This is a genomic window from Streptomyces sp. TRM68367, assembly GCF_014495685.1.
Taxonomy (GTDB): Bacteria; Actinomycetota; Actinomycetes; order Streptomycetales; family Streptomycetaceae; genus Streptomyces.
The window spans coordinates 80,547-100,159 of the sequence record NZ_JACTVI010000025.1; the positions used below are offsets into that span (position 1 = coordinate 80,547).

The following is a 19,613-nucleotide window of genomic DNA, read 5'->3' on the forward strand; positions in this document are numbered from 1 at the left end:
ATCACGTCGTAACCCGGCTTGTGAGCCGTAGCAACCGCAGGAGGCACCCATTCCGGCTTCGACCACTGCTACCGATGGACGACGACCCTGGGGAACCGTGGGCCGCGGTGACTGGTATCTGCAGACGGGGCACGGCGTGCGGTTCGAGTGGGGGCCCGCGGGTGCGGAGCGGCTTGCTTCGGGTGTCGCGTGCGTCGTGGTCGTCGATGTGCTGTCGTTCACGATCAAGTGTTTGTTCGACGAACTCGCGGGTTCCGCGGTCGAATTGGCCCTTGCGATGTTCCAGCCTGTGTGACTGGAACGTCGACCTGGTCGCGACGTCGTCGACACCGAGCAGTTCGAAGAGGGCGCGGCGCTGCTCGGGCCAGTCGGCTGCGAGATCCTCGGCCTTCACCTCCACATATCGCTTGCCCGTCAGATCGACCGTGGCCTCCCAGGCGAGCCATCGGTCATAGACCGGTTTGAGCCATGCGAGCGCGCCGTCGACCGTGGGCGGTGCCCATGGCTGGTCGACATGTGACGCGACCACCGTGACCGGGTGGCGCTTGATGTGGACGATGGTCGCCTCAGGGACGAGCTCCCAGAGGAAGTCCATGCACAGAAGGTTGAACGGTGTCTTCTCGCACCAGGTCGGCTTTCCCGCGTCGGCAGCTGCTCCGCCGAACATCGTGTCGACTGCGCGACGAGCAGTTCGCGCCGATCGCTGAAGTACCTCGGGACCGCCCGCCCGTAACTCTGAGGCTCGAACGGCCCGGCAGGCCAGTCGCCATGCCCGAATCCTGCCGCAGGCACGGACTCGTCGAACGTGCTCGCGACGAGCTCGGACCACAGCGTCCCAGTGGTGCCGCTCGCCGATGGCCGCGGGAACGGTATAGCCACGATCTCTGTCGCGCCTGCCGGCCAGTCGCACCGTCAGGATGTCGCTCAGCCTGCGGAGGGCGTCGTCCCCGACGTAAGGGTCGTATCGAATCGTGAGTGCGTCCGCCAGGTCTCGCAAGCCACCCGGATCGACAATGAACCGGGTCTCGTTCGGAATCCTGTGGATCTGCGGGTGTTCGCCGAGAATGTTCGCGAGCTGCGATGTTCCCGAACGACCCGTACCCGCTACGAAGATCGGTGAGGGAGCAGACAATGGCGTTTAGCTAAGAGGCCGCGCAGATAGGCGGCGTGGGGAGTCCCTGGCGACAAGGCGGGCACAGATCCTGGTGATCACGGAGTTGCAACGCTCTGTGATCACTGGGCAGACCTGCGCATGCGTTGCAGTCATGCTCAGGTCTGAGCCGGGTGGTGGGGGTCGGTGTCAGCTGAGTGTTTCGCCGCCATCGATGGTGATGATCTGGCCGGTGACGTAGCTGTTGGCCATCAGGAAGAGGGCCGAGGCGGCGGCTTCCTCGGCGGTGCCGAAGCGGCCGAGGGGAGCGGTCGATCCGGGGCGGCGATCGCGCGACCTCTTAGCAGAGCCGCACGCGCGAGGTCGCCGAGGTCAGTGGTGTGATCGGCGTAGCCCTGCGACGAGGAGTTCGGCCATGCGGCGTGCGTCGTAGCGGGGATCGCTCTCCGCGCCGATGCAGAGGTTACCGACGCCGCGCATGAGCTGGTACGCGTCGATGTCGGGGCGGATCTCGCCGGCGACGGCTGCGGCTTCGAGCAGTTCGGTGCAGACGGGTAGGAGGCGGTCGAGGAAGTAGGCATGCAGCGCCTCGAAGCCGGCGTTGTCGGCCTGCAGCACGGCGGCGAGTCCGTGTTTGGTCACCAGGAAATCGACGAAGAGGTTGATCCACTGCCCTAGGGCTGTGTGCGGAGAGCTAGTCGCCAGCAGGGCCGGACCGGCATCGGCGCAGGCGTCGACCTGGTGCCGGTAGACGCCGATGATGAGGTCTGCTCGCGTCGGGAAGTGGCGGTAGATCGTGCCCAGCCCGACGCCGGCCTTGGCCGCGATGTCGCGTACCGGCGCGTCCACGCCTGACGTGACGAAGACCGTGGCGGCCGCATCGAGCAGGGTTTCCTTGTTACGTCGGGCGTCCTTCCGCCCGGACGGGGGCACCTGTCTTGCGCCCTCGTCGCTGTCGCTCACCGCACGCTCCTTCCACTCGCCGCTTGCAAAAGCGGAACGATGTTCCGTATTGTTCCGGAACAAGGTTCCGTTTTGCTCATGATGTCAGAGCAGGGCCCGGTAACCAAGCCATGTAATGCACCGCGCTTCACCCCTCATGAGGAGACACGGTCATGCAGTACCGCATCTTGGGCCGCACCGGTGTGCAGGTCAGTACCCTCGCGCTCGGCGCGATGAACTTCGGAAAGATCGGGCGCACCACCCAGGACGAGGTCACAGCCATCGTCGACGCCGCGCTGGAGGCGGGGATCAACCTGATCGACACTGCCGACGTATACAGCGGCGGCGAGTCGGAGGAGATGGTCGGCAAGGCCATCGCCGGGCGCCGCGACGACATCGTGCTGGCCACGAAGGCGACCATGCCGATGGGCGACGAGCGCAATCGCCAGGGCAGTTCGCGCCGCTGGCTGGTCACCGCGCTGGAGAACAGCCTGCGTCGGCTCGGCGTCGACCACGTCGACCTCTACCAGATCCACCGGTGGGACTCGAACACCAGCGACGAGGAGACCCTGTCGGCGTTGACCGACCTGCAGCGCGCGGGAAAGATCCGCTACTTCGGCTCCTCGACCTTTCCGGCCTACCGCATCGTGCAAGCCCAGTGGGCCGCCCGCGAACATCGCTTGAGCCGTTACGTCACCGAACAGCCCAGCTACTCGATCCTGCAGCGCGGCATCGAGACCCACGTCCTGCCCGTGACCGAGCAGTACGGGCTCGGAGTGATGGTGTGGAGCCCGCTGGCCTCGGGCTGGCTGTCGGGCGCGATCCGCGAGGGCAGTGAGATCACCACCAGCCGCTCAACCTTCATGCCGCAGCGCTTCGACACCACCATCCCCTCCAACCGGGCCAGGCTCGACGCCGTCGAGCAACTGGCCAAGGTCGCCGACGAGGCCGGCCTGACGATGATCCAGCTCGCACTCGGCTTCGTGACCGCGCACCCCGGCGTGACCAGCGCCCTCGTCGGCCCTCGCACGCTGGACCACCTGTACTCGCAGCTCGCCGCCGCAGACACCACGCTCTCCGCCGACGTACTCGACGCGATCGACGGCATCGTCGCCCCCGGCACCGATCTCGCCGCACACGAGAAGAACGACACTCCGCCCGCGCTGCTCGACTCGTCACTGCGGCGACGCTGATCGTCCCAGCGACAGCCTCCACATCCTCGTGTGCGACCTCCCGAAGCTGCAGCAGTGGATGGCGGTAGCAAATTCCGCTTCATGGTCGGCTTATGGGACTTCCATCACCTGGCGGCCCATCAGTAATCCGCCACACTCGCGCAGATAGGCGGCGTGGGAAGTCCCCGGCGACAAGTCGGGCCCAGGTCCCGGTGATCATGGAGTTGCGACGCTCTGTGATCACTGGGGGGCCTGTGCCCGTGCTTCCATCATGGCTGACTGACCCGCTCTGGAACCAATTCGCCGCCGATGCCTGTCTCCAGCAACTCCGGTACGCCCGCGACCAGGACGCCGAACACGCTCATACGGGCGGCCCCGTGCCAACGGCGGCGCAGGGGGCGCCCCGATGCTCATGAGCACATGGAGACGAACTTCGTCCAGGCCAACGCCCCGATGACGAGAACGGGCCCGTCCGGCACCTTGCTGTCCCGGACCGGGACGACGCCGGGGACTCCGTCGGCTATCTCGACGCACTCCTCCCCGGCGTCGCCGCTGCTGTGGGTGCTCTTGCGCCAGCGGGCGCCGCCCGGGAAGTCGTATGCGACCTCGACGCAGGTCTCGCCGTCGTCGCCGCCGCTGTAGGTGCTCTTGCGCCAGCGGGCGTTGGTCAGGTCGTACCTGCGCATCGTCTGTAGTCCTCCGCCGCCTCTTCGATCAGTGCCAGGGACGCCTCACGTGACAGAGCTGCGGCCCTGAGGAGATCGTAATTTGCCTGGACCCGCTTCACTACGGCCGGATCATCCAGCAGGTTCCCTGAAAGCACGCCCTCTGTATAGACGGTTGGCGGGGCGTCTTCGAACTCCATGAGCGCCATCAGCTTGCCCATGTGTGGATGTGCCCCCGCAGCGAACGGCAGTACTTGCAGCAGAACCTTGCGGGTGCGGGTCATCGCCACGATGTGGTCCAACTGCTGGGCCATCACCGCGGGAGAACCAACCGGGACGCGCAGCACCGTCTCGTGGAGGAGCACCCAATGCACGGGCCGTGTAGCGCCCTTGAGGATCTGCGCACGCTCCAAGCGGAGGCCGACCATCTCGTCGAAGTACTCGTCGGTGGCAAGCGGATTGCTCGCCAGGTAGATCGCGCGGGCGTACTCGGGTGTCTGCAGGAGCCCTGGGACCACAGCAGGCGCCCACTCGCAGATCTTCGTTGCCAGCCGCTCCAGCTCCGCGGCGTGCTCAAAGTAGTCCGCGTAGCGCTGTTCTTTGATTAGTTTCCGCCACATCCGCTCGAAAAAACCATCGCTTTGTAGCTCCACGTCAATCCGCTTCGCCACATCCAGTTGCGGTTTCCGGATCGCCTGTTCGAACTGGCCGATATACCCGCCCGAAACGAAGACGCGCGCCCCCAACTCCACCTGAGTCAGCCCCGTGTCCTCCCGGCGCCGCTTCAGCTCCATTCCGAAGAACTCCCACGCCGCCTGCCGCTGTGAACCGTTGGCCATCGCCGAACCCCCTTGCGCTGCCCTGCACTTGTAGGGCACAGAGCCTTCCGAAGTGTAGGCGCGGAGCGTCACCGTGGAGATGCGAAGCGTGAAAATCAAAAGGGAAGGGGAGCACGGTGGAGGTACGTCACTCGGCGCTCTGCGTCGAAGAAGCGGAGGATGCGGTGAAAGAATTGCGGACGGCGCTCGCGCAGGCCGGAATTACCCTGCCGTCACTCGGGCTCGACCCGGTAAGTCTTGCGCGAGAGAGGCCCTGCCCGCTGGTGGAATTGGGCCGGTGTTCCGTCGAGACCGCGCGACGGCTGGCGGCGGTGGTGCGATGAAGCCGCCGGTGGGGTCGTACGTCGTGGACACCCGGACCGAACGCGTCGGCATCGTCATGGGGCATGAGGGGCCCTATGTGCAGCTGCGGCCGTACGGGGGCGGGAAGGAGTGGGACGCCGATCCGGGATCCGTGCGCAGCGCGACCCAGGCCGAGCGGCTGCGCGCGGCGACGGCGTACGCCAACGCACGCAGCAGGGGGAGGTCCCTTGAGGCGGGCGACGTGACGTAAGGTGCGGGCGCATGCGGCTGTGGAAACCATGGACATGGCGAAAACGCAGTGCCGTGCGCCGGCACCGCGTCCCGCTCACCCTGCACCAGCTGTGGATGGTGTCGCTCAGTGCGCCGGTGAGCCGGGACCGGGACGCCTCGCGGACCACCCTGTATCCGTTCCGGCGGATCGACGACGACGCCGCGCGGCGCTGGCTGGCCGACCAGTGGGGGATCACTTCGCGTACCGAGCTGGTCGGCCGGCTCGACGGGCTGTCGCGCAGCGGATACCGGGCGCGGGCGCAGCAGCTCCTCGGGGTCTCGCCGCTGGCCTGGGACGCGGCGCTGTACGTCGACATCACGCGGCGCGGGTTCGCGTGCGGGCTGATCAGCGAGGCGGACGCGTGGACCGCGCTGAAGAACATCGTGCCGGCGGTGGCGGGGTCGTACGGCTCGTGGCGTGAGTACGCCGACCACTACCTGCTGGGGCGCAAGGTCTGGCGGGACGGGCTGCGGCAGGGCGGCGGGCCGGAGGCGGAGCTGCCGGCGCCGCAGGACGTCGCCGACGCGCATCTGCGGGCCCTGCTCGAACCGGCGAATCGTTCCAGCCCGTGGAACCTCGCCCCCTGGGACGCCATCCATCATCCCGACCGGACACGCTGACCGCGGGCGTACGGGAGAATGAAGCCATGAGTCTGTTCCGCGACGACGGCATCGTGCTGCGCACCCAGAAGCTGGGCGAGGCGGACCGGATCATCACGCTGCTCACGCGCGGGCACGGGCGGGTGCGGGCCGTGGCGCGGGGCGTTCGGCGGACGAAGTCGAAGTTCGGGGCGCGGCTGGAGCCGTTCTCGCACGTCGACGTGCAGTTCTTCGCCAAGGGGAGCGAGCTGGTCGGGCGCGGGCTGCCGCTGTGCACGCAGAGCGAGACCATCGCGCCGTACGGGGGCGGGATCGTGAGCGACTACGCCCGGTACACCGCCGGTACGGCCATGCTGGAGACGGCCGAGCGGTTCACCGACCACGAGGGCGAGCCGGCCGTACAGCAGTATCTGCTGCTGGTGGGGGCGCTGCGGACGCTCGCGCGGGGGGAGCACGCGCCGCATCTCGTTCTGGACGCGTTTCTGCTGCGGTCGCTCGCCGTCAACGGGTACGCCCCGAGCTTCGGCCACTGTGCCAAGTGCGGGATGCCGGGGCCGAACCGGTTCTTCTCGGTCGGGTCCGGGGGGTCCGTGTGCGCGGACTGCCGGGTGCCGGGGAGCATCGTACCCTCGCCGCAGGCCCTGGAACTCCTCGGTGCGCTGCTCACGGGAGACTGGGACACCGCGGACGCGTGCGAGGCGCGGTATGTCCGGGAGGGGAGCGGGCTGGTGTCCGCGTATCTGCACTGGCATCTGGAGCGGGGGCTGCGCTCGCTGCGGTACGTAGAAGTAGAGAAGTAGCAAGAACCGAGGAGACGAGAAACACATGGCCGTACGCGGGATCCTGGGGCGTCAGCGCCGGGAGTACAGGACGCCGGAGCCGCACCCGTCCGGCGCGCGGCCACCGAAGCTGCCGGGTGAGCTTGTTCCCAGCCATGTGGCGATCGTCATGGACGGGAACGGGAGGTGGGCGAAGGAGCGGGGGCTGCCGCGGACGGAGGGGCACAAGGTCGGGGCCGAGCGGGTGCTCGACGTGTTGCAGGGCGCGATCGAGATGGGCGTCGGGGCGATCTCGCTGTACGCCTTCTCCACCGAGAACTGGAAGCGGTCGCCGGACGAGGTGCGCTTCCTGATGAACTTCAACCGTGACTTCATCCGCAAGACCCGGGATCAGCTCGATGAGCTGGGGGTGCGGGTGCGCTGGGTGGGGCGGATGCCGAAGCTGTGGCGATCGGTGGCCAAGGAGCTCCAGGTGGCCCAGGAGCAAACGAAGGGCAACGACCGGCTGACGTTGTACTTCTGCATGAACTACGGCGGGCGCGCGGAGATCGCCGACGCGGCGCAGGCGCTGGCGGAGGATGTGAAGGCCGGGCGGCTGGATCCGTCCAAGGTCACGGAGAAGACCTTCGCGAAGTACCTCTACTACCCCGACATGCCGGACGTGGACCTCTTCCTCCGGCCCAGCGGCGAACAGCGCACCTCCAACTACCTGCTCTGGCAGAGCGCCTACGCCGAGATGGTCTTCCAGGACGTGCTGTGGCCGGACTTCGACCGGCGTGACCTGTGGCGGGCGTGCCTGGAGTTCGCCTCCCGCGACCGGCGCTTCGGCGGAGCGATCCCGAACGAGGAGCTGCTGGCCATGGAGGGACGTCCGTCCGAGCCCGGCTGACCGGGCGACCGTCGGCTGGTGCTGGCCGGGGGGTGGGTGCGCGGCCCGGCGCTGGCGGGGTGCCGCCGCGCCCACCCGTGCCGCCCGGGGGTACACGTGAGTGTGCCGACCTAAGGGGCGCGGGGCCGTATCGATATGCGGCTCCGCCGCGTGGGCGCGATCAGCCACGACGTGCCCGCAGCCGCCGACGTACCGCACCCCCTACGGCGAACCGGCGCCCGGCTCAACCCGCGGCGCACTCCGCACATGTGCCGAAGATTTCCACCGTGTGGGCGACGTTGACGTAGCCGTGTTCCGCGGCGATGGTGTCGGCCCAGGTTTCGACGGCCGGCCCTTCCACCTCCACCGCCTTGCCGCAGTTGCGGCAGACGAGGTGGTGGTGGTGTTCGCCGGTGGAGCAGCGGCGGTAGACCGACTCGCCGTCGGCCGTGCGCAGGACGTCGACCTCGCCGGCGTCGGCGAGGGACTGGAGGGTGCGGTAGACCGTCGTGAGCCCGACCGAGTCGCCCTTGTGCTTGAGCATGTCGTGGAGTTCCTGCGCGCTGCGGAACTCGTCGACCTCTTCGAGCGCCGCCGACACAGCGGCCCGCTGCCGGGTGGCGCGGCCCTTCACGGGCGGTCCAGCGGTCGTCACCGGTTCCTCCTTCGATGGCTCGTTCGCCTACGGGGCGCTTTGAGCCGGTGCCGAGACCGCGACGGTGCTCAGCCCTCCGGGCCTCCGCGCGCTCGCGCCCTCGTGACCGGCACGCCCGCCCCTTCGGCTCTCGAGCGGCTCACGTCTGCCTTGCCCCGGCCATTGTGCCAGCCCGGCCTGTGCGCGGTCAGACGCCTGCCTTGTCCACGGCCCCCCGGCTGGCCGGAATCGCACACTCTGCGGGGTCCCCGGAGGGCTGTGCCGCCGCCAGTTGCCGGGCGCGGCGGCGGGCCAGCGGGGTCGCCAGCCCGGTCAGCACCACGAACGCGCCGATGGTCAGCAGCACGATCGTCGCGCCGGGCGGAACGTCCTGGTAGTACGACGTGACCGTGCCGCCGATCGTCACGCTCACCCCGGTCGCGACGGCGATCGCGAACGTGGTGGCGAAACTGCGGCTGAGCTGTTGCGCGGCGGCCACCGGGACCACCATCAGCGCGCTGACCAGCAACAGGCCGACCACCCGCATCGCGACCGTCACCGTCACCGCCGCCGTGATCGCCGTCAGCAGATTGAGCACACGGACGGGCAGTCCCGTCACCCGCGCGAACTCCTCGTCCTGGCTGACCGCGAAGAGCTGACGGCGCAGGCCGAGGGTGACCAACACCACGAACGCGGCCAGGATGCAGATCGCCGTGACGTCCGACTCCGAGACCGTCGACAGAGAGCCGAACAGGTACGACGTGAGGTTCGCGTTGGAGCCCGTCGGGGCGAGGTTGATGAACATCACGCCGCCCGCCATACCGCCGTAGAAGAGCATCGCGAGGGCGACGTCGCCGCGTGTCCTGCCGTACCAGCGGATCAGCTCCATGAGGACCGCGCCGAGGACGGAGACCAGCGTCGCCATCCACACCGGGGACCAGGACAGCAGGAAGCCGAGGCCGACACCGGTCATCGCGACATGGCCGATGCCGTCGCCCATCAGGGCCTGGCGGCGCTGGACCAGGTAGATGCCGACGGCCGGTGCCGTGATGCCGACCAGGACGGCGGCGAGCAGCGCCCGCTGCATGAAGGCGTAGTCGAGGAGTTCCATCAGCTCAGCAGTCCCGTGCGGATCGGTTCGGCGCCCTGCGGTGCGTGCGGGTGGACGTGGTCGTGGCCGGGCAGCGCATGCTGGCCGACGGCCTTCGGGGGCGGGCCGTCGTGCAGGACGCAGCCGTCGCGCAGGACGACCGCCCGGTCGATCAGCGGCTCCAGGGGGCCCAGTTCGTGCAGGACGAGCAGGACCGTCGTACCGGCCGAGACCTGCTCGCGCAGGGTGCTCGCCAGGACCTCCTGGCTGGCCAGGTCGACGCCCGCCATCGGCTCGTCCATGATCAGCAGGTCCGGCTCGGAGGCCAGCGCGCGGGCGATCAGCACGCGCTGGTGCTGGCCGCCGGAGAGCGCGTTCACCGAGTCTTTCGCCCGGTCCGTCATGCCGACCAGGTCGAGGGAGCGCCGTACGGCCTCGCGGTCGGCCTTGCGGAACACGCCGAAGCGGGTGCGGGACAGGCGGCCCGAGGAGACCACCTCGGTCACCGTGGCCGGCACGCCGCCCGCGGCCGTGGTGCGCTGCGGGACGTAGCCGATGCGCGCCCAGTCCGTGAACCGCCTGCGGGGCATGCCGAAGAGGTCGATCTCGCCGGCGGCGACCGGCACCTGGCCGATGACCGTGCGTACGGCCGTGGACTTGCCGGAGCCGTTCGCGCCGAGCAGCGCGACGACCTCACCGCGGGACACGGTGAGGTCGATGCCGCGCAGAACGGGGCGCGAGCCCAGGTCCGCGCGGACGCCGCGCAGGGATATCACGGGCTCGGTCATGCCGCCCTCCGATGGTTGGATCACTTGGCTCCCAGGGCCGTCTGCAGGGCCTTGAGATTGGCTTCCATGACCTGGAAGTAGTCGTCGCCGCGGGACTTGTCCGTGATGCCCTCGAGCGGGTCGAGGACGTCCGTCTTCAGCTTCGCGTCGTCGGCGAGGGTCTTCGCGGTCTTGTCGGAGACCAGCGTCTCGTAGAACACGGTGGTCACGCCGTCGGCCTTGGCCTCCGCCTGGAGCTCCTTGATCCGGGCCGGGCTCGGCTCGCTCTCCGGGTCGAGGCCGGAGATGGCCTCCTGGGTGAGGCCGTAGCGCTCGGCGAGGTAGCCGAAAGCGGCGTGGTTGGTGAAGAAGACCTTCGTCCTGCTGTTCTTCAGGCCGTCCTCGAACGAGGTGTTGAGGTCGCCGAGCTTCTTGACCAGGGCCTCGGTGTTCTTCTTGTAGTCGGACGCGTTGTCCGGGTCGGCCTTCTCCAGGGCCTTGCCGACACCCTCGGCGACCTCGGAGTACTTCACCGGGTCGAGCCAGACATGCGGGTCGAGGGCGTGCTCCTCCTCGGAGTGCCCCGGCTCCTCGGCGTGCGGCTCCTCGGAGTGGCCTTCCTCGGCGTGCCCCGCCTCGCCCTCGCTGCCGTGCTCGTGCTCGACGTTGCCGTGGTCCTCCAGCTTGGTCAGCGTGGCCGCGTCGATCTTCGTCTTGATGTCCGACTGCGTGACCGCCTCGTCGACGGCCGGCTGGAGGCCCCTGAGGTAGAGCGCCGCGTCGGCCTCCTCGAGCTCGGCCCGCTGCTTGGTGCTGATCTCGAGGTCGTGCGGCTCCTGGCCGGGTCCGGTCAGACTGGTGACGTTGACGTGGTCCTTACCGATCTGCTCGGCGAGGAAGGCCATCGGGTAGAACGACGCGACGACGTCGATCTTGTCCGAATTGCCGCTCGCCGCCTCGCTGTCGCCGGCGCAGGCGGAGACGGTACCGAGAGCGAGGGCGGTGGCCGCCGCGACCGCGATCCCGGGTATGTGCTGTCGTCGTACGTTCATGACACTCATTTTCACAAAAGATGGAAACCATTGTCAACAACCGGGGTCAGAGGGCTTCAGAGGGCTGGGACACCGAACCGATTTGATCGGGGGGCGGCCCTCGCCGGTAACCTGAAGCATTCGCTGGAAGCATCTCCGCTTCGTCGCCCGTCGTCGTAAATGAAGAGAGCACCGTGGCCGCCGACAAGATCGACACCATCGTCAGCCTGAGCAAGCGCCGTGGCTTCGTATTCCCCTGTAGTGAGATCTACGGCGGTCAGCGGGCCGCTTGGGACTACGGACCGCTGGGTGTCGAGCTCAAGGAGAACCTCAAGCGCCAGTGGTGGCGCTACATGGTGACGTCGCGCGAGGACGTCGTCGGTATCGACTCGTCCGTGATCCTGGCCCCCGAGGTCTGGGTCGCCTCCGGCCACGTCGCCACCTTCACGGACCCGCTCACCGAGTGCACCTCCTGTCACAAGCGGTTCCGCGCGGACCACCTGGAGGAGGCGTACGAGGAGAAGAAGGGCCGCGCCCCCGAGAACGGCCTGGCCGACATCAACTGCCCGAACTGCGGCAACAAGGGTCAGTTCACCGAGCCCAAGCAGTTCTCCGGCCTGCTGTCGACGCACCTCGGCCCCACGCAGGACAGCGGCTCCATCGCCTACCTGCGGCCCGAGACAGCGCAGGGCATCTTCACCAACTTCGGCCAGGTGCAGACCACTTCGCGCCGCAAGCCGCCGTTCGGCATCGCCCAGGTGGGCAAGTCGTTCCGCAACGAGATCACGCCGGGCAACTTCATCTTCCGCACCCGTGAGTTCGAGCAGATGGAGATGGAGTTCTTCGTCAAGCCGGGCGAGGACGAGAAGTGGCACGAGTACTGGATGGAGCAGCGCTGGAGCTGGTACACCGGCCTGGGTCTCCGTGAGGAGAATATGCGGTGGTACGAGCACCCGAAGGAGAAGCTCTCCCACTACTCGAAGCGGACGGCGGACATCGAGTACCGCTTCAACTTCGGCGGCGGCGAGTGGGGCGAGCTGGAGGGTGTCGCCAACCGGACCGACTACGACCTCGGCGCGCACTCCAAGGCTTCCGGGCAGGATCTTTCGTACTTCGACCAGGAGGCCGGGGAGCGGTGGACGCCGTTCGTCATCGAGCCGGCGGCGGGTGTGGGGCGGGCGATGCTCGCGTTCCTGCTGGACGCGTATGTCGAGGACGAGGCGCCGAACGCCAAGGGCAAGATGGAGAAGCGGACGGTGCTGCGGCTCGACCGCCGTCTGGCCCCGGTGAAGGTCGCCGTGCTGCCGCTGTCCCGGAACCCCGAGCTGTCGCCGAAGGCGAAGGGGCTCGCGCAGGCGCTGCGGCAGAACTGGAACATCGAGTTCGATGACGCCGGTGCGATCGGGCGGCGGTACCGGCGGCAGGACGAGATCGGTACGCCGTACTGCGTGACCGTGGACTTCGACACGCTGGATGACAATGCCGTGACCGTGCGGGAGCGGGACTCCATGAAGCAGGAGCGCGTGTCGCTGGACCAGATCGAGGGGTACCTGGCCGGGCGCCTGCTGGGCTGCTGAGGTCCGCTGTTCCGAGCGTTTTGGCCCTCGGTGCCGGGTCCGTCTTGGATCTGGGCCGAGGGCCACTGCTTTGTCGGGCTGGCCGCATGAGCCTCGCCTTTCTTCTGACGACCCTGGTTGTCGTCGTCACGCCCGGCACCGGACTCGTCTACACCCTCGCCGCCGGGCTGGCCCGTGGGCGCCGCGCGAGCGTGGTCGCGGCGGCCGGATGCCCGCTGGCGATCGTTTTGCATGTGCTGTCCACGGTGACCGGGGCCGCCGCGCTGCTGCATGCGAGCGCGACCGCGTTTCAGGTGCTGAAGTACGCCGGGGTCGCGTATCTGCTGTACATGGCGTGGGCCGTGGTGCGGGATCGGGAGGCGATCGTACGAGTGACAGATGACAGATGTTGAAATCTGTCATCTGTTCGTGCAGGGTGGATGCATGACGATGTCAACACGAACCCTCGGCACCACCGGCCCTCAGGTCTCCGCCCTCGGCCTCGGATGCATGGGCATGTCCGGGATGTACGGAGACTCGGACCGCGCCGAGTCCATAGCGACCATTCATGCCGCCCTCGAAGCGGGGGTGACCCTGCTCGACACCGGTGACTTCTACGGCATGGGCCACAACGAGCTGCTGATCAGCGAGGCCCTGCGCACCGCCCCGGCGGCCCTCCGGGACAACGCGCTGGTCAGCGTGAAGTTCGGCGCCCTGCGCGGCCCCGACGGCGCGTGGTTCGGCTTCGACGGCCGACCCGACGCCGTGAAGAGCTTCGCCGCGTACTCGCGCCAGCGCCTCGGCCTCGACCACATCGACATCTACCGGCCCTCCCGCCTCGACCCGGCCGTGCCGATCGAGGAGACCGTCGGCGCCGTCGCGGAACTCGTCGAGCAGGGCTACGTCCGGCACATCGGCCTGAGCGAGGTCGGCGCCGAGACCATCCGCCGGGCCGCCGCGACCGCCCCGATCGCCGACCTGCAGATCGAGTACGCGCTCATCTCCCGCGGCCCCGAGCGGGAGATCCTGCCCACCCTCCGCGAACTGGGCATCGCCGTCACCGCGTACGGCGTGCTCTCGCGCGGGCTCATCTCCGGCCACTTCACGTCCGGCCGGAAGCTCGCCGCCAACGATTTCCGCGCCTACTCGCCCCGTTTCCAGGGCGACAACTACCGGCACAACCTCACGATGGTCGAGTCCCTCCGGAAGATCGCCGAGCAGAAGGGCGCGACGGTCGCGCAGATCGCCATTGCCTGGGTGCTGTCCCGTGGCGAGGACATCGTGCCGCTGATCGGCGCGCGCACCCGCGTGCGGCTCACGGAGTCCCTGGGCGCCCTGGACGTGACCCTGGACGCGGCCGACCTCGCCGCCATCGAGAGCGCGGTCCCGGCCGACGCGGCGGCGGGGACGCGGTACGACGCGCGGCAGATGGCCATGCTCGACAGCGAGCGCTGAACACCGCGCCGGGTACCGTCTAGGCCATGGCACCGACCACCGAGATCCTGACCGCAGAGCGCATCCTCGAAGCGACCGAGGAGGTGCTGCGCCGCCACGGCCCCGCCAAGGCCACCGTGGTGGACGTGGCCCGCGCGCTCGGCGTCAGCCACGGCAGCGTCTACCGGCACTTCCGTACGAAGGCGGCGCTGCGGGAAGCGGTCACCATGCGCTGGCTGGACCGCACGACCCAGACGCTGGCCGGCATCGTCGCGGACGAGGGCCACGCCCCCGAGGCCCGGCTGCACGAGTGGCTCGCCGCCCTGTTCGAGGCCAAGCGGCGCAAGGCGGGCGACGACCCCGAGCTGTTCGCCACCTACACGGTGCTGGCCGGTGAGAACGGCGACGCGGTGCGCCGGCACCTCGCCGACCTGACCGGCCAGCTGACCGAGATCCTCCGGGCCGGTGCCGCATCCGGCGCCTTCGCCGTCGCCGATCCGGCTACCGCGGCTCGCGCCGTGTTCCAGGCCACGGCCTGCTTCCACGATCCGCAGTACTACCGGGAGTGGGAACAGCCCGGGGTCGAGGAGAGGTTCGACGCCGTGGTGGACCTGGTCGTGCGGGGGCTGCGCGCCCCCTGACCGTCCCTCAAGGCCGGTCGTCCTCCGTCGTACGCCCGAGGTACGTGACCGGGCCCGGACCCGGCACGTCGAGTTCCACGAAGCCCATACGGTCGTAGAACGCGCGGGCCTGGGTGTTGGCCGTCGCCATGGAGAGGTGGACGCGCGGTACGCCTCTGTCGTGCAGTGCCCGCAGGAACGTGCGCATCAGCGTGCGGCCGTGGCCGCGGCCCTGCCAGTCGGGGAGCAGGTCGATGTGCAAGTGAGCGGGGTAGGCGGTGAGTTGGGGGAGGGTCATGCGTTCCGGGTGGTGGAGCAGGCTGGCCATCGCCTCGTCGGGGGTGGTCGGCGGTCCGGACGGTGCCGGGTGGCGCGCGGCGACCCGCGGCAGCCACTTCGTGCGGAACGCCTCGGTGAAGCGGGGGGTGTCCGCGGTGCCGAGGATGTAGCCGACCGCCTGCCCGTGGCCGTCGTCCAGGACGAAGGCCAGCTCCGGCTCCAGCTCCACGTACGGATCCGCGAAGATCGTCGGGATGATGGTGGGGTCCGTGTAGACGGGGCGGCTGTCCTGGCCGTTGTGCGCGGTGCGGATGCAGATGTCGTCGAGGGCCGGGCGGTCCGCGGGACGGTACGGGCGTACGGCGGGGGAGGAGGTCACCCGCAGCATCCTGCCCGGCGGGGAGCGCTCCCTCAAGAGGCTCAGGCGCCCGCCGCGTACCGCCGGAAACCGCGCATCAGCGGGGGCGGCGTCGGGCTCCGCATCCCACCTGTGTCAGGAGGACCGCGACCGTCCGTGTGGTCGGGACGAGGTGCGCCGTGGTGCCGGTGCCACCGACCCAGCCGTAGCGGCCGGGGACGTTCCACGGGTCGACGGGAGTGACGTCGACCTGGCCGCCGTAGCCCCAGCCCTGGCACCGCCGCCGCGGTGACCGGCTTGGTGAGCGAGGCGATGCGGAAGATCGAGTCCCGCGCCATGGGGGCGGTCCCGTCGGCGTCCTGCGCGCCGACGGCCACCGCCTCGACATCGTCGCCGCGGGCCACCAGGCCCACGGCGCCCGGCACGGTTCCGTCGTCGACGTGCGGTCGCAGGGTGGCGTGCAGTCCGGTCATCGGGTGGCCTTCCGTCGGGTGGGTTGTACGTCCGTAGGTGCGAGTACGACCGCCGCCGCGGCCGAAAGTCATCGGGCGGCCGTGCGCCCGTCGTACGACTCCCGGCTCTGTCCTGACGACTCCGGGTGCGCGGACGTCATCGGCCCGGCTGTGTCTCCGTCGGATCCACCGTCGCCTGGTGGGCCTCGGCCAGGTGCTCCTCCGCCTTCAGCCAGGCCAGGAACTGCGCTCCCCGGCGCCAGCCGCACGTGTCGCAGTGGATCGTGCGCTGGACGCCGGTGCGCAGGACACGGACGACGTGCTCCCGCCCGTGCTGGTCCCAGCGGCTCACCTTGCTCGTGTCGGTCTGCTGCCTCTGGTCCGCCATGGGCATGGAGTGTGCAGCAAGACCAACATCAACAGGGGATTCTCCATAGAGAGTTGACCAAGGTGTGGCCCGGCGGCCGACGGCGGGTCAGCCGACGGTGCGGGGCAGGCGCAGGCTCAGCAAGCCCGTCAGGACCACGCCCGCCAACTGGACCAGCAGCGTTGTCATCAGGGCGGCCCGCATGCCCAGGCCGGGGACGAGGGACAGGAACAGGGTGCCGAGGGTGGCCACGCCCAGGGCGAGGGCCGACTGCTGGGTGGTGATCATCACGCCACTGCCGACGCCCGCGCGGGCCGGCGGCACCTCGGAGAGGACGATCCGGAAGATCACCGGGAGCTGGAGGGCCTGGCCGGCGCCTGCCACGGCTCCTCCGGGGAGGAGTTCCACCCAGCCGAGGTCCGGCCAGGAGCGCCAGGCCGCGAGGATCATCAGGGTCACGCCCAGGCCCTGCAGCACGGCACCGGCCGGTACGACGCGGGTGCCGTACCGGGCGACCAGGCGCGGTCCGAGGAGGGAGAAGACGAAGAAGACCACCGCCAGCGGGGCCAGCGCGAGGCCCGCGGCGACCGGGCCCAGGCCAGCGCCCTCCTGCAACGCCACCGCGAACACGAACATGAAGCCGCTGAAGCCGATCGAGAAGGGGAGGATCAGGAGGAGTCCGCGGCGCAGGGACACGAGGGCGAACAGGCTCGGCGGGACGAGGGGCGTACGGCCCTGGCGGTCGGCGCGGCGCTCCACCGCGTAGAACGCCGCCGCCGCGAACGGGAACGCCGCCAGCGCCAGCCACGTCCACAGCGGCCAGCCCGCCGCCCGGCCCTCGGTGAGCGGGGCAAGCAGCGTCAGCAGGGAGACCGCGAGCAGGACCGTGCCGGGGCCGTCGACCGGCTCCGGGCGCTGGGAGCGGGTCTCCGGTACGGCGCGCGCGGCCAGGAGCAGGCCGACGAGCACGACCGGCACGTTCACCAGGAACACCGCGCGCCAGCCGGTCCCCGCGATGTCCGCGGCGACCAGGACCCCGCCGAGGATCTGCCCGGCGATCATGGACAGGCCGGCCGTCGCACCGTACAGGCTCATTGCCCTGGCGCGGCGGGGGCCCTCGGTCGTGGCCTGGATGGTGGCGAGCACCTGCGGCAGCATCGCGGCGGCCGACGCGCCCTGCGCCACCCGCGCCGCCACCAGCGACCAGGCGTCGGGCGCGAGACCGCACGCCAGCGAGGTCAGTCCGAAGGCCGCCATGCCGCCCACGAACAGCCGCCGCCGGCCGAACAGGTCGCCGAGCCGGCCGCCGAGGACGAGGAGGACGGCGTACGCGACCCCGTACCCGGCGACGACGAGTTCGAGGACCGACTCGCTCGCGGCGAGGTCCGTGCCGATGGTGGGCAGGGCCACGTTGACGATCAAGAAGTCGATGAGCGGAAGTGCCGCGGCCAGCAGCACCGTGAACAGTCCGAGGCCGCCGAGCACGGGTGGTGCCTGCGGCGGGCGGACGACAGAAGTAGGTGAGGTGATGGTTTCGGTCACGGTCCCGAGCCTGCGGCCTCGCTCAGACTGGTACCAGAGTCTTCTTGTCCTGGTAGAACACCTACCTGGATAACAGGGTCCGTGCGGCGGCAGGCTGGAGGGCATGACGAGTATGGCCGAGGACACGGCGGTACGAGCGGTACAGGAGCCCCGGACGCGCGAGGACGAGATCCGGCGTCACGAACTCGCCGCCTTCCTGCGCAGCCGCCGCGAGCGCATCACCCCCGAGCAGGTCGGCCTGCCCCGCGGCCGCCGGCGCCGCACGCCCGGACTGCGCCGCGAGGAGGTCGCCCAGCTCTCCGCGGTCGGCGTCACCTGGTACACGTGGCTGGAGCAGGCGCGCGACATCCAGGTCTCCGTCCAGGTCCTCGACGCCCTCGCCCGGGCCCTGCTGCTCGACCCCAGCGAGCGCGCCCACCTGTTCCGGCTGGCCGCAGCGGTGGACCCGACGCCGGCCACGAGCTGCCCGTCGGTCACCCCGGCGCTGCGCGCGCTTCTTGAGCAGATCGAGCCGTACCCGGCGTGCCTGCAGAACAGCCGGTACGACATCCTCGCCCACAACCGCACGTACGGCCTGCTGCTGTGCGAACTGGACGCGGTGCCGCCCGAGGACCGCAACTGCATGCTGCTCAGCTTCACGAACGACGCGTGGCGTTCCTCGATCGTGCACCTGGAGCAGACCCAGCGCCTCATGGCCGCCCGCTTCCGCGCCGCCATGGCCGGCCATCTCGCCGAGCCCGCCTGGAAGATGCTCCTGAAGCGGCTGCGCGACCAGTCGCCCGAGTTCTGCGAGACCTGGGACCGGCACGAGGTCGTCGCCCACCGCACCAAGCGCAAGGAGTTCCGCAACCGGTACGTGGGGCGTCTCGCCGTCGACCACACCGACCTGTGGATCGGCCCGCACAACGGTCCGAGGATGGTGACGTACGTGCCTGCGGACGAGGAGAGCCGCGAGCGGATGGAGCGGCTGCACGCCCTTGCGCTGGAGCGGGCGGGGGGCGGCTGAGATCCCATTCCCCGGGGATCTTCGGGGATGACTGTCCGAAGTGCGGGAACACGGGTGTTACGGAAGGTGATGCCCAGATTCTCCCGGAGGCGAGGACAGTCATGGCTGAGCAGAGGGCGGCGCGAGACCGCACGCCGGAGCCGCTGCGCACGGCCGCCTCGACACTGCAGAAGGTGCCGGGCGCCGGGCTGGTGAACCGAGCGGCCGGCAACGCGGCCGACGGGCTGCAGAGGGTACCGGGCGCCAAGGCTGTGGGCCGGGCGGCCGAAGGGGCGCTGGACAGGATCGGGGCGGTGTCGCCGCGCGGGCGGCGGATGGCCGTGTACACCGGGGCCGGGGTGCTGGGCGTCGCGGGCGTCGTGGAGTGGCCCGTCGCGCTCACCGGAGCGGCGGTGGCCTGGCTGACGCAGCCGAAGCCCGAGGAGTCCACGGTGGCCGAGGGCGCGAAGACTGTGGCGGGCGCCAAGCGGGGTACGGCGCGGAAGACGTCGGGCGCGGGCGGTAAGGCGTCCGGCACGAGTACCAGTACGAGCAGGAGTCGTACGTCAAAGGCGGGGGGCAAGGCGTCCACCGGGCCGAAGAAGAAGGCCTCCGGGCGCGGCGGCGGTTCGGCCGCGGCAGGTAAGTCTCGTACGTCCGGTACCTCTCGTACGTCGGGTGCCTCGCGTACGTCGCGTACCGGTGAGGCGGGCTGAGAGCGGGCGATGAGCGGACTTCTGACGCGTACCGCGACGGCGGCGACCGGGGTCGCCCTGGCCGGACCCCGGCTGCTCGCGCGCGGCGCCGCACCCGCCGTCGGCGTGGCCGCCGGGGCGGTGGCCGGGACGGCACGGGCCGGAGTACGTGGCGCCGACTTCGCGGCGCGGGCGGCGCGGGTCGCCCGCGCGGCGCTGCCCGGAGGCACGAGCGACTGGCGGGCCGGGGCGCG

At 69.8% G+C, this 19,613-nt stretch carries 24 protein-coding genes and 2 pseudogenes; 13 read left to right on the forward strand and 13 right to left on the reverse strand.

Annotated elements, in window-relative coordinates:
- Position 1 precedes the first annotated feature (1 nt).
- The 3 genes and pseudogenes from H8R17_RS18660 to H8R17_RS18670 form a co-directional block, all read right to left on the reverse strand.
- Entirely contained in the window at positions 2 to 1,132 is a 1,131-nt protein-coding gene (locus H8R17_RS18660) for a sulfotransferase (protein ID WP_187824335.1), read from the reverse strand.
- A gap of 168 nt (positions 1,133 to 1,300) precedes the next feature.
- Positions 1,301 to 1,417, reverse strand: a pseudogene (locus tag H8R17_RS18665) (SDR family oxidoreductase); the annotation flags it as partial.
- 66 nt (positions 1,418 to 1,483) lie between these two features.
- The gene (locus H8R17_RS18670; protein ID WP_187824336.1) at positions 1,484 to 2,074 is read right to left on the reverse strand and encodes a TetR/AcrR family transcriptional regulator; all 591 of its coding nucleotides are present in this window, start codon (positions 2,072 to 2,074) and stop codon (positions 1,484 to 1,486) included.
- A 152-nt stretch (positions 2,075 to 2,226) separates the two neighbouring features.
- Between H8R17_RS18670 and H8R17_RS18675 the strand changes: the two genes are divergently transcribed.
- Positions 2,227 to 3,246 (forward strand): aldo/keto reductase, encoded by a 1,020-nt coding sequence (locus tag H8R17_RS18675; RefSeq protein ID WP_187824337.1) that lies wholly within the window; start codon positions 2,227 to 2,229, stop codon positions 3,244 to 3,246.
- Between the two features lie 389 nt (positions 3,247 to 3,635).
- Here the strand turns inward: H8R17_RS18675 and H8R17_RS18680 are convergent, their stop codons facing one another.
- Entirely contained in the window at positions 3,636 to 3,911 is a 276-nt protein-coding gene (locus H8R17_RS18680; RefSeq protein ID WP_187824338.1) for a DUF397 domain-containing protein, read from the reverse strand.
- Positions 3,893 to 4,729 (reverse strand): helix-turn-helix transcriptional regulator, encoded by an 837-nt coding sequence (locus H8R17_RS18685; RefSeq protein ID WP_187824339.1) that lies wholly within the window; start codon positions 4,727 to 4,729, stop codon positions 3,893 to 3,895. The genes H8R17_RS18680 and H8R17_RS18685 overlap by 19 nt, the downstream gene beginning before the upstream one ends.
- 116 nt (positions 4,730 to 4,845) lie before the next feature.
- On the opposite strand from H8R17_RS18685, the gene H8R17_RS48705 reads away from it, so the two are divergent.
- Genes H8R17_RS48705 through H8R17_RS18705 form a run of 5 tightly spaced genes read left to right on the forward strand, consistent with a single transcriptional unit; the run spans position 4,846 to position 7,570 of the window.
- Complete coding sequence (locus tag H8R17_RS48705; protein ID WP_316959445.1) at positions 4,846 to 5,052, forward strand: hypothetical protein; 207 nt, start codon at positions 4,846 to 4,848, stop codon at positions 5,050 to 5,052.
- Positions 5,049 to 5,282: a hypothetical protein gene (locus H8R17_RS18690; RefSeq protein WP_187824340.1), complete on the forward strand. Its 234-nt coding sequence runs from the start codon at positions 5,049 to 5,051 to the stop codon at positions 5,280 to 5,282. Before H8R17_RS48705 ends, H8R17_RS18690 begins: the two co-directional genes overlap by 4 nt.
- 11 nt (positions 5,283 to 5,293) lie before the next feature.
- Entirely contained in the window at positions 5,294 to 5,923 is a 630-nt protein-coding gene (locus H8R17_RS18695) for a DUF1266 domain-containing protein (protein ID WP_187824341.1), read from the forward strand.
- 26 nt (positions 5,924 to 5,949) lie between these two features.
- Complete coding sequence (gene recO / locus H8R17_RS18700; protein ID WP_187824342.1) at positions 5,950 to 6,702, forward strand: DNA repair protein RecO; 753 nt, start codon at positions 5,950 to 5,952, stop codon at positions 6,700 to 6,702.
- Between the two features lie 25 nt (positions 6,703 to 6,727).
- The gene (locus H8R17_RS18705; protein ID WP_187824343.1) at positions 6,728 to 7,570 is read left to right on the forward strand and encodes an isoprenyl transferase; all 843 of its coding nucleotides are present in this window, start codon (positions 6,728 to 6,730) and stop codon (positions 7,568 to 7,570) included.
- 223 nt (positions 7,571 to 7,793) lie between these two features.
- On the opposite strand, the gene H8R17_RS18710 is transcribed toward H8R17_RS18705, so the two are convergent.
- From H8R17_RS18710 to H8R17_RS18725, 4 genes are all read right to left on the reverse strand, one after another.
- Positions 7,794 to 8,204 carry a Fur family transcriptional regulator gene (locus tag H8R17_RS18710; RefSeq protein ID WP_187824344.1) on the reverse strand — a complete coding sequence of 137 codons (411 nt, stop codon included), beginning with the start codon at positions 8,202 to 8,204 and terminating at the stop codon, positions 7,794 to 7,796.
- A gap of 187 nt (positions 8,205 to 8,391) precedes the next feature.
- Positions 8,392 to 9,294 carry a metal ABC transporter permease gene (locus tag H8R17_RS18715; protein WP_187824345.1) on the reverse strand — a complete coding sequence of 301 codons (903 nt, stop codon included), beginning with the start codon at positions 9,292 to 9,294 and terminating at the stop codon, positions 8,392 to 8,394.
- Positions 9,294 to 10,061: a metal ABC transporter ATP-binding protein gene (locus H8R17_RS18720; protein ID WP_187824346.1), complete on the reverse strand. Its 768-nt coding sequence runs from the start codon at positions 10,059 to 10,061 to the stop codon at positions 9,294 to 9,296. The genes H8R17_RS18715 and H8R17_RS18720 overlap by 1 nt, the downstream gene beginning before the upstream one ends.
- Positions 10,062 to 10,081: 20 nt before the next feature.
- Positions 10,082 to 11,092, reverse strand: coding sequence for a zinc ABC transporter substrate-binding protein (locus tag H8R17_RS18725; RefSeq protein WP_187824347.1), 1,011 nt, complete (start codon positions 11,090 to 11,092; stop codon positions 10,082 to 10,084).
- A 173-nt stretch (positions 11,093 to 11,265) separates the two neighbouring features.
- Here H8R17_RS18725 and H8R17_RS18730 point away from each other — a divergent pair, with 173 nt between their 5' ends.
- The 4 genes and pseudogenes from H8R17_RS18730 (at position 11,266) to H8R17_RS18745 (ending at position 14,702) form a co-directional block, all read left to right on the forward strand.
- Positions 11,266 to 12,648, forward strand: coding sequence for a glycine--tRNA ligase (locus H8R17_RS18730; RefSeq protein ID WP_187824348.1), 1,383 nt, complete (start codon positions 11,266 to 11,268; stop codon positions 12,646 to 12,648).
- Between the two features lie 86 nt (positions 12,649 to 12,734).
- Positions 12,735 to 13,013: pseudogene (locus H8R17_RS18735) on the forward strand (LysE family translocator); the annotation flags it as partial.
- Between the two features lie 58 nt (positions 13,014 to 13,071).
- Positions 13,072 to 14,082 carry an aldo/keto reductase gene (locus tag H8R17_RS18740; protein WP_187824349.1) on the forward strand — a complete coding sequence of 337 codons (1,011 nt, stop codon included), beginning with the start codon at positions 13,072 to 13,074 and terminating at the stop codon, positions 14,080 to 14,082.
- Between the two features lie 26 nt (positions 14,083 to 14,108).
- Complete coding sequence (locus H8R17_RS18745) at positions 14,109 to 14,702, forward strand: TetR family transcriptional regulator (RefSeq protein WP_187824350.1); 594 nt, start codon at positions 14,109 to 14,111, stop codon at positions 14,700 to 14,702.
- Positions 14,703 to 14,709: 7 nt separating this feature from the next.
- Here H8R17_RS18745 and H8R17_RS18750 read toward each other — a convergent pair whose 3' ends face one another.
- From H8R17_RS18750 to H8R17_RS18765, 4 genes are all read right to left on the reverse strand, one after another.
- Entirely contained in the window at positions 14,710 to 15,339 is a 630-nt protein-coding gene (locus H8R17_RS18750; protein WP_187824351.1) for a GNAT family N-acetyltransferase, read from the reverse strand.
- Between the two features lie 41 nt (positions 15,340 to 15,380).
- A complete protein-coding gene (locus H8R17_RS18755; RefSeq protein ID WP_399476925.1) occupies positions 15,381 to 15,791 on the reverse strand; it encodes a serine hydrolase in 411 nt (136 codons plus the stop codon).
- Between the two features lie 136 nt (positions 15,792 to 15,927).
- Complete coding sequence (locus tag H8R17_RS18760) at positions 15,928 to 16,158, reverse strand: hypothetical protein (protein ID WP_187824352.1); 231 nt, start codon at positions 16,156 to 16,158, stop codon at positions 15,928 to 15,930.
- Between the two features lie 87 nt (positions 16,159 to 16,245).
- Positions 16,246 to 17,679: an MFS transporter gene (locus tag H8R17_RS18765; RefSeq protein WP_187824353.1), complete on the reverse strand. Its 1,434-nt coding sequence runs from the start codon at positions 17,677 to 17,679 to the stop codon at positions 16,246 to 16,248.
- Positions 17,680 to 17,782: 103 nt separating this feature from the next.
- Between H8R17_RS18765 and H8R17_RS18770 the strand changes: the two genes are divergently transcribed.
- The 3 genes from H8R17_RS18770 to H8R17_RS18780 all read left to right on the forward strand — a co-directional run.
- Positions 17,783 to 18,685, forward strand: coding sequence for a helix-turn-helix domain-containing protein (locus tag H8R17_RS18770; protein WP_187824354.1), 903 nt, complete (start codon positions 17,783 to 17,785; stop codon positions 18,683 to 18,685).
- A gap of 101 nt (positions 18,686 to 18,786) precedes the next feature.
- On the forward strand, positions 18,787 to 19,380 hold the full coding sequence (locus tag H8R17_RS46930; RefSeq protein ID WP_262505339.1) for a hypothetical protein: 594 nt from the start codon (positions 18,787 to 18,789) through the stop codon (positions 19,378 to 19,380).
- 9 nt (positions 19,381 to 19,389) lie between these two features.
- A partial coding sequence (locus tag H8R17_RS18780; RefSeq protein ID WP_187824355.1) for a hypothetical protein occupies positions 19,390 to 19,613 on the forward strand: 224 nt, incomplete at its 3' end.

Excerpts from the sequence above, each read along its gene's own strand:
- H8R17_RS18720 (WP_187824346.1), bottom strand. The coding sequence starts at position 10,061 with ATGACCGAGCCCGTGATATCCCTGCGCGGCGTCCGCGCGGACCTGGGC.
- H8R17_RS18690 (WP_187824340.1), top strand. The coding sequence starts at position 5,049 with ATGAAGCCGCCGGTGGGGTCGTACGTCGTGGACACCCGGACCGAACGC.
- H8R17_RS18740 (WP_187824349.1), top strand. The coding sequence starts at position 13,072 with ATGACGATGTCAACACGAACCCTCGGCACCACCGGCCCTCAGGTCTCC.
- H8R17_RS18705 (WP_187824343.1), top strand. The coding sequence starts at position 6,728 with ATGGCCGTACGCGGGATCCTGGGGCGTCAGCGCCGGGAGTACAGGACG.
- H8R17_RS18755 (WP_399476925.1), bottom strand. The coding sequence starts at position 15,791 with ATGACCGGACTGCACGCCACCCTGCGACCGCACGTCGACGACGGAACC.
- H8R17_RS46930 (WP_262505339.1), top strand. The coding sequence starts at position 18,787 with ATGGCTGAGCAGAGGGCGGCGCGAGACCGCACGCCGGAGCCGCTGCGC.
- recO (WP_187824342.1), top strand. The coding sequence starts at position 5,950 with ATGAGTCTGTTCCGCGACGACGGCATCGTGCTGCGCACCCAGAAGCTG.
- H8R17_RS18745 (WP_187824350.1), top strand. The coding sequence starts at position 14,109 with ATGGCACCGACCACCGAGATCCTGACCGCAGAGCGCATCCTCGAAGCG.
- H8R17_RS18675 (WP_187824337.1), top strand. The coding sequence starts at position 2,227 with ATGCAGTACCGCATCTTGGGCCGCACCGGTGTGCAGGTCAGTACCCTC.
- H8R17_RS18715 (WP_187824345.1), bottom strand. The coding sequence starts at position 9,294 with ATGGAACTCCTCGACTACGCCTTCATGCAGCGGGCGCTGCTCGCCGCC.
- H8R17_RS18680 (WP_187824338.1), bottom strand. The coding sequence starts at position 3,911 with ATGCGCAGGTACGACCTGACCAACGCCCGCTGGCGCAAGAGCACCTAC.
- H8R17_RS18770 (WP_187824354.1), top strand. The coding sequence starts at position 17,783 with ATGACGAGTATGGCCGAGGACACGGCGGTACGAGCGGTACAGGAGCCC.
- H8R17_RS18725 (WP_187824347.1), bottom strand. The coding sequence starts at position 11,092 with ATGAACGTACGACGACAGCACATACCCGGGATCGCGGTCGCGGCGGCC.
- H8R17_RS18695 (WP_187824341.1), top strand. The coding sequence starts at position 5,294 with ATGCGGCTGTGGAAACCATGGACATGGCGAAAACGCAGTGCCGTGCGC.
- H8R17_RS18685 (WP_187824339.1), bottom strand. The coding sequence starts at position 4,729 with ATGGCCAACGGTTCACAGCGGCAGGCGGCGTGGGAGTTCTTCGGAATG.
- H8R17_RS18760 (WP_187824352.1), bottom strand. The coding sequence starts at position 16,158 with ATGGCGGACCAGAGGCAGCAGACCGACACGAGCAAGGTGAGCCGCTGG.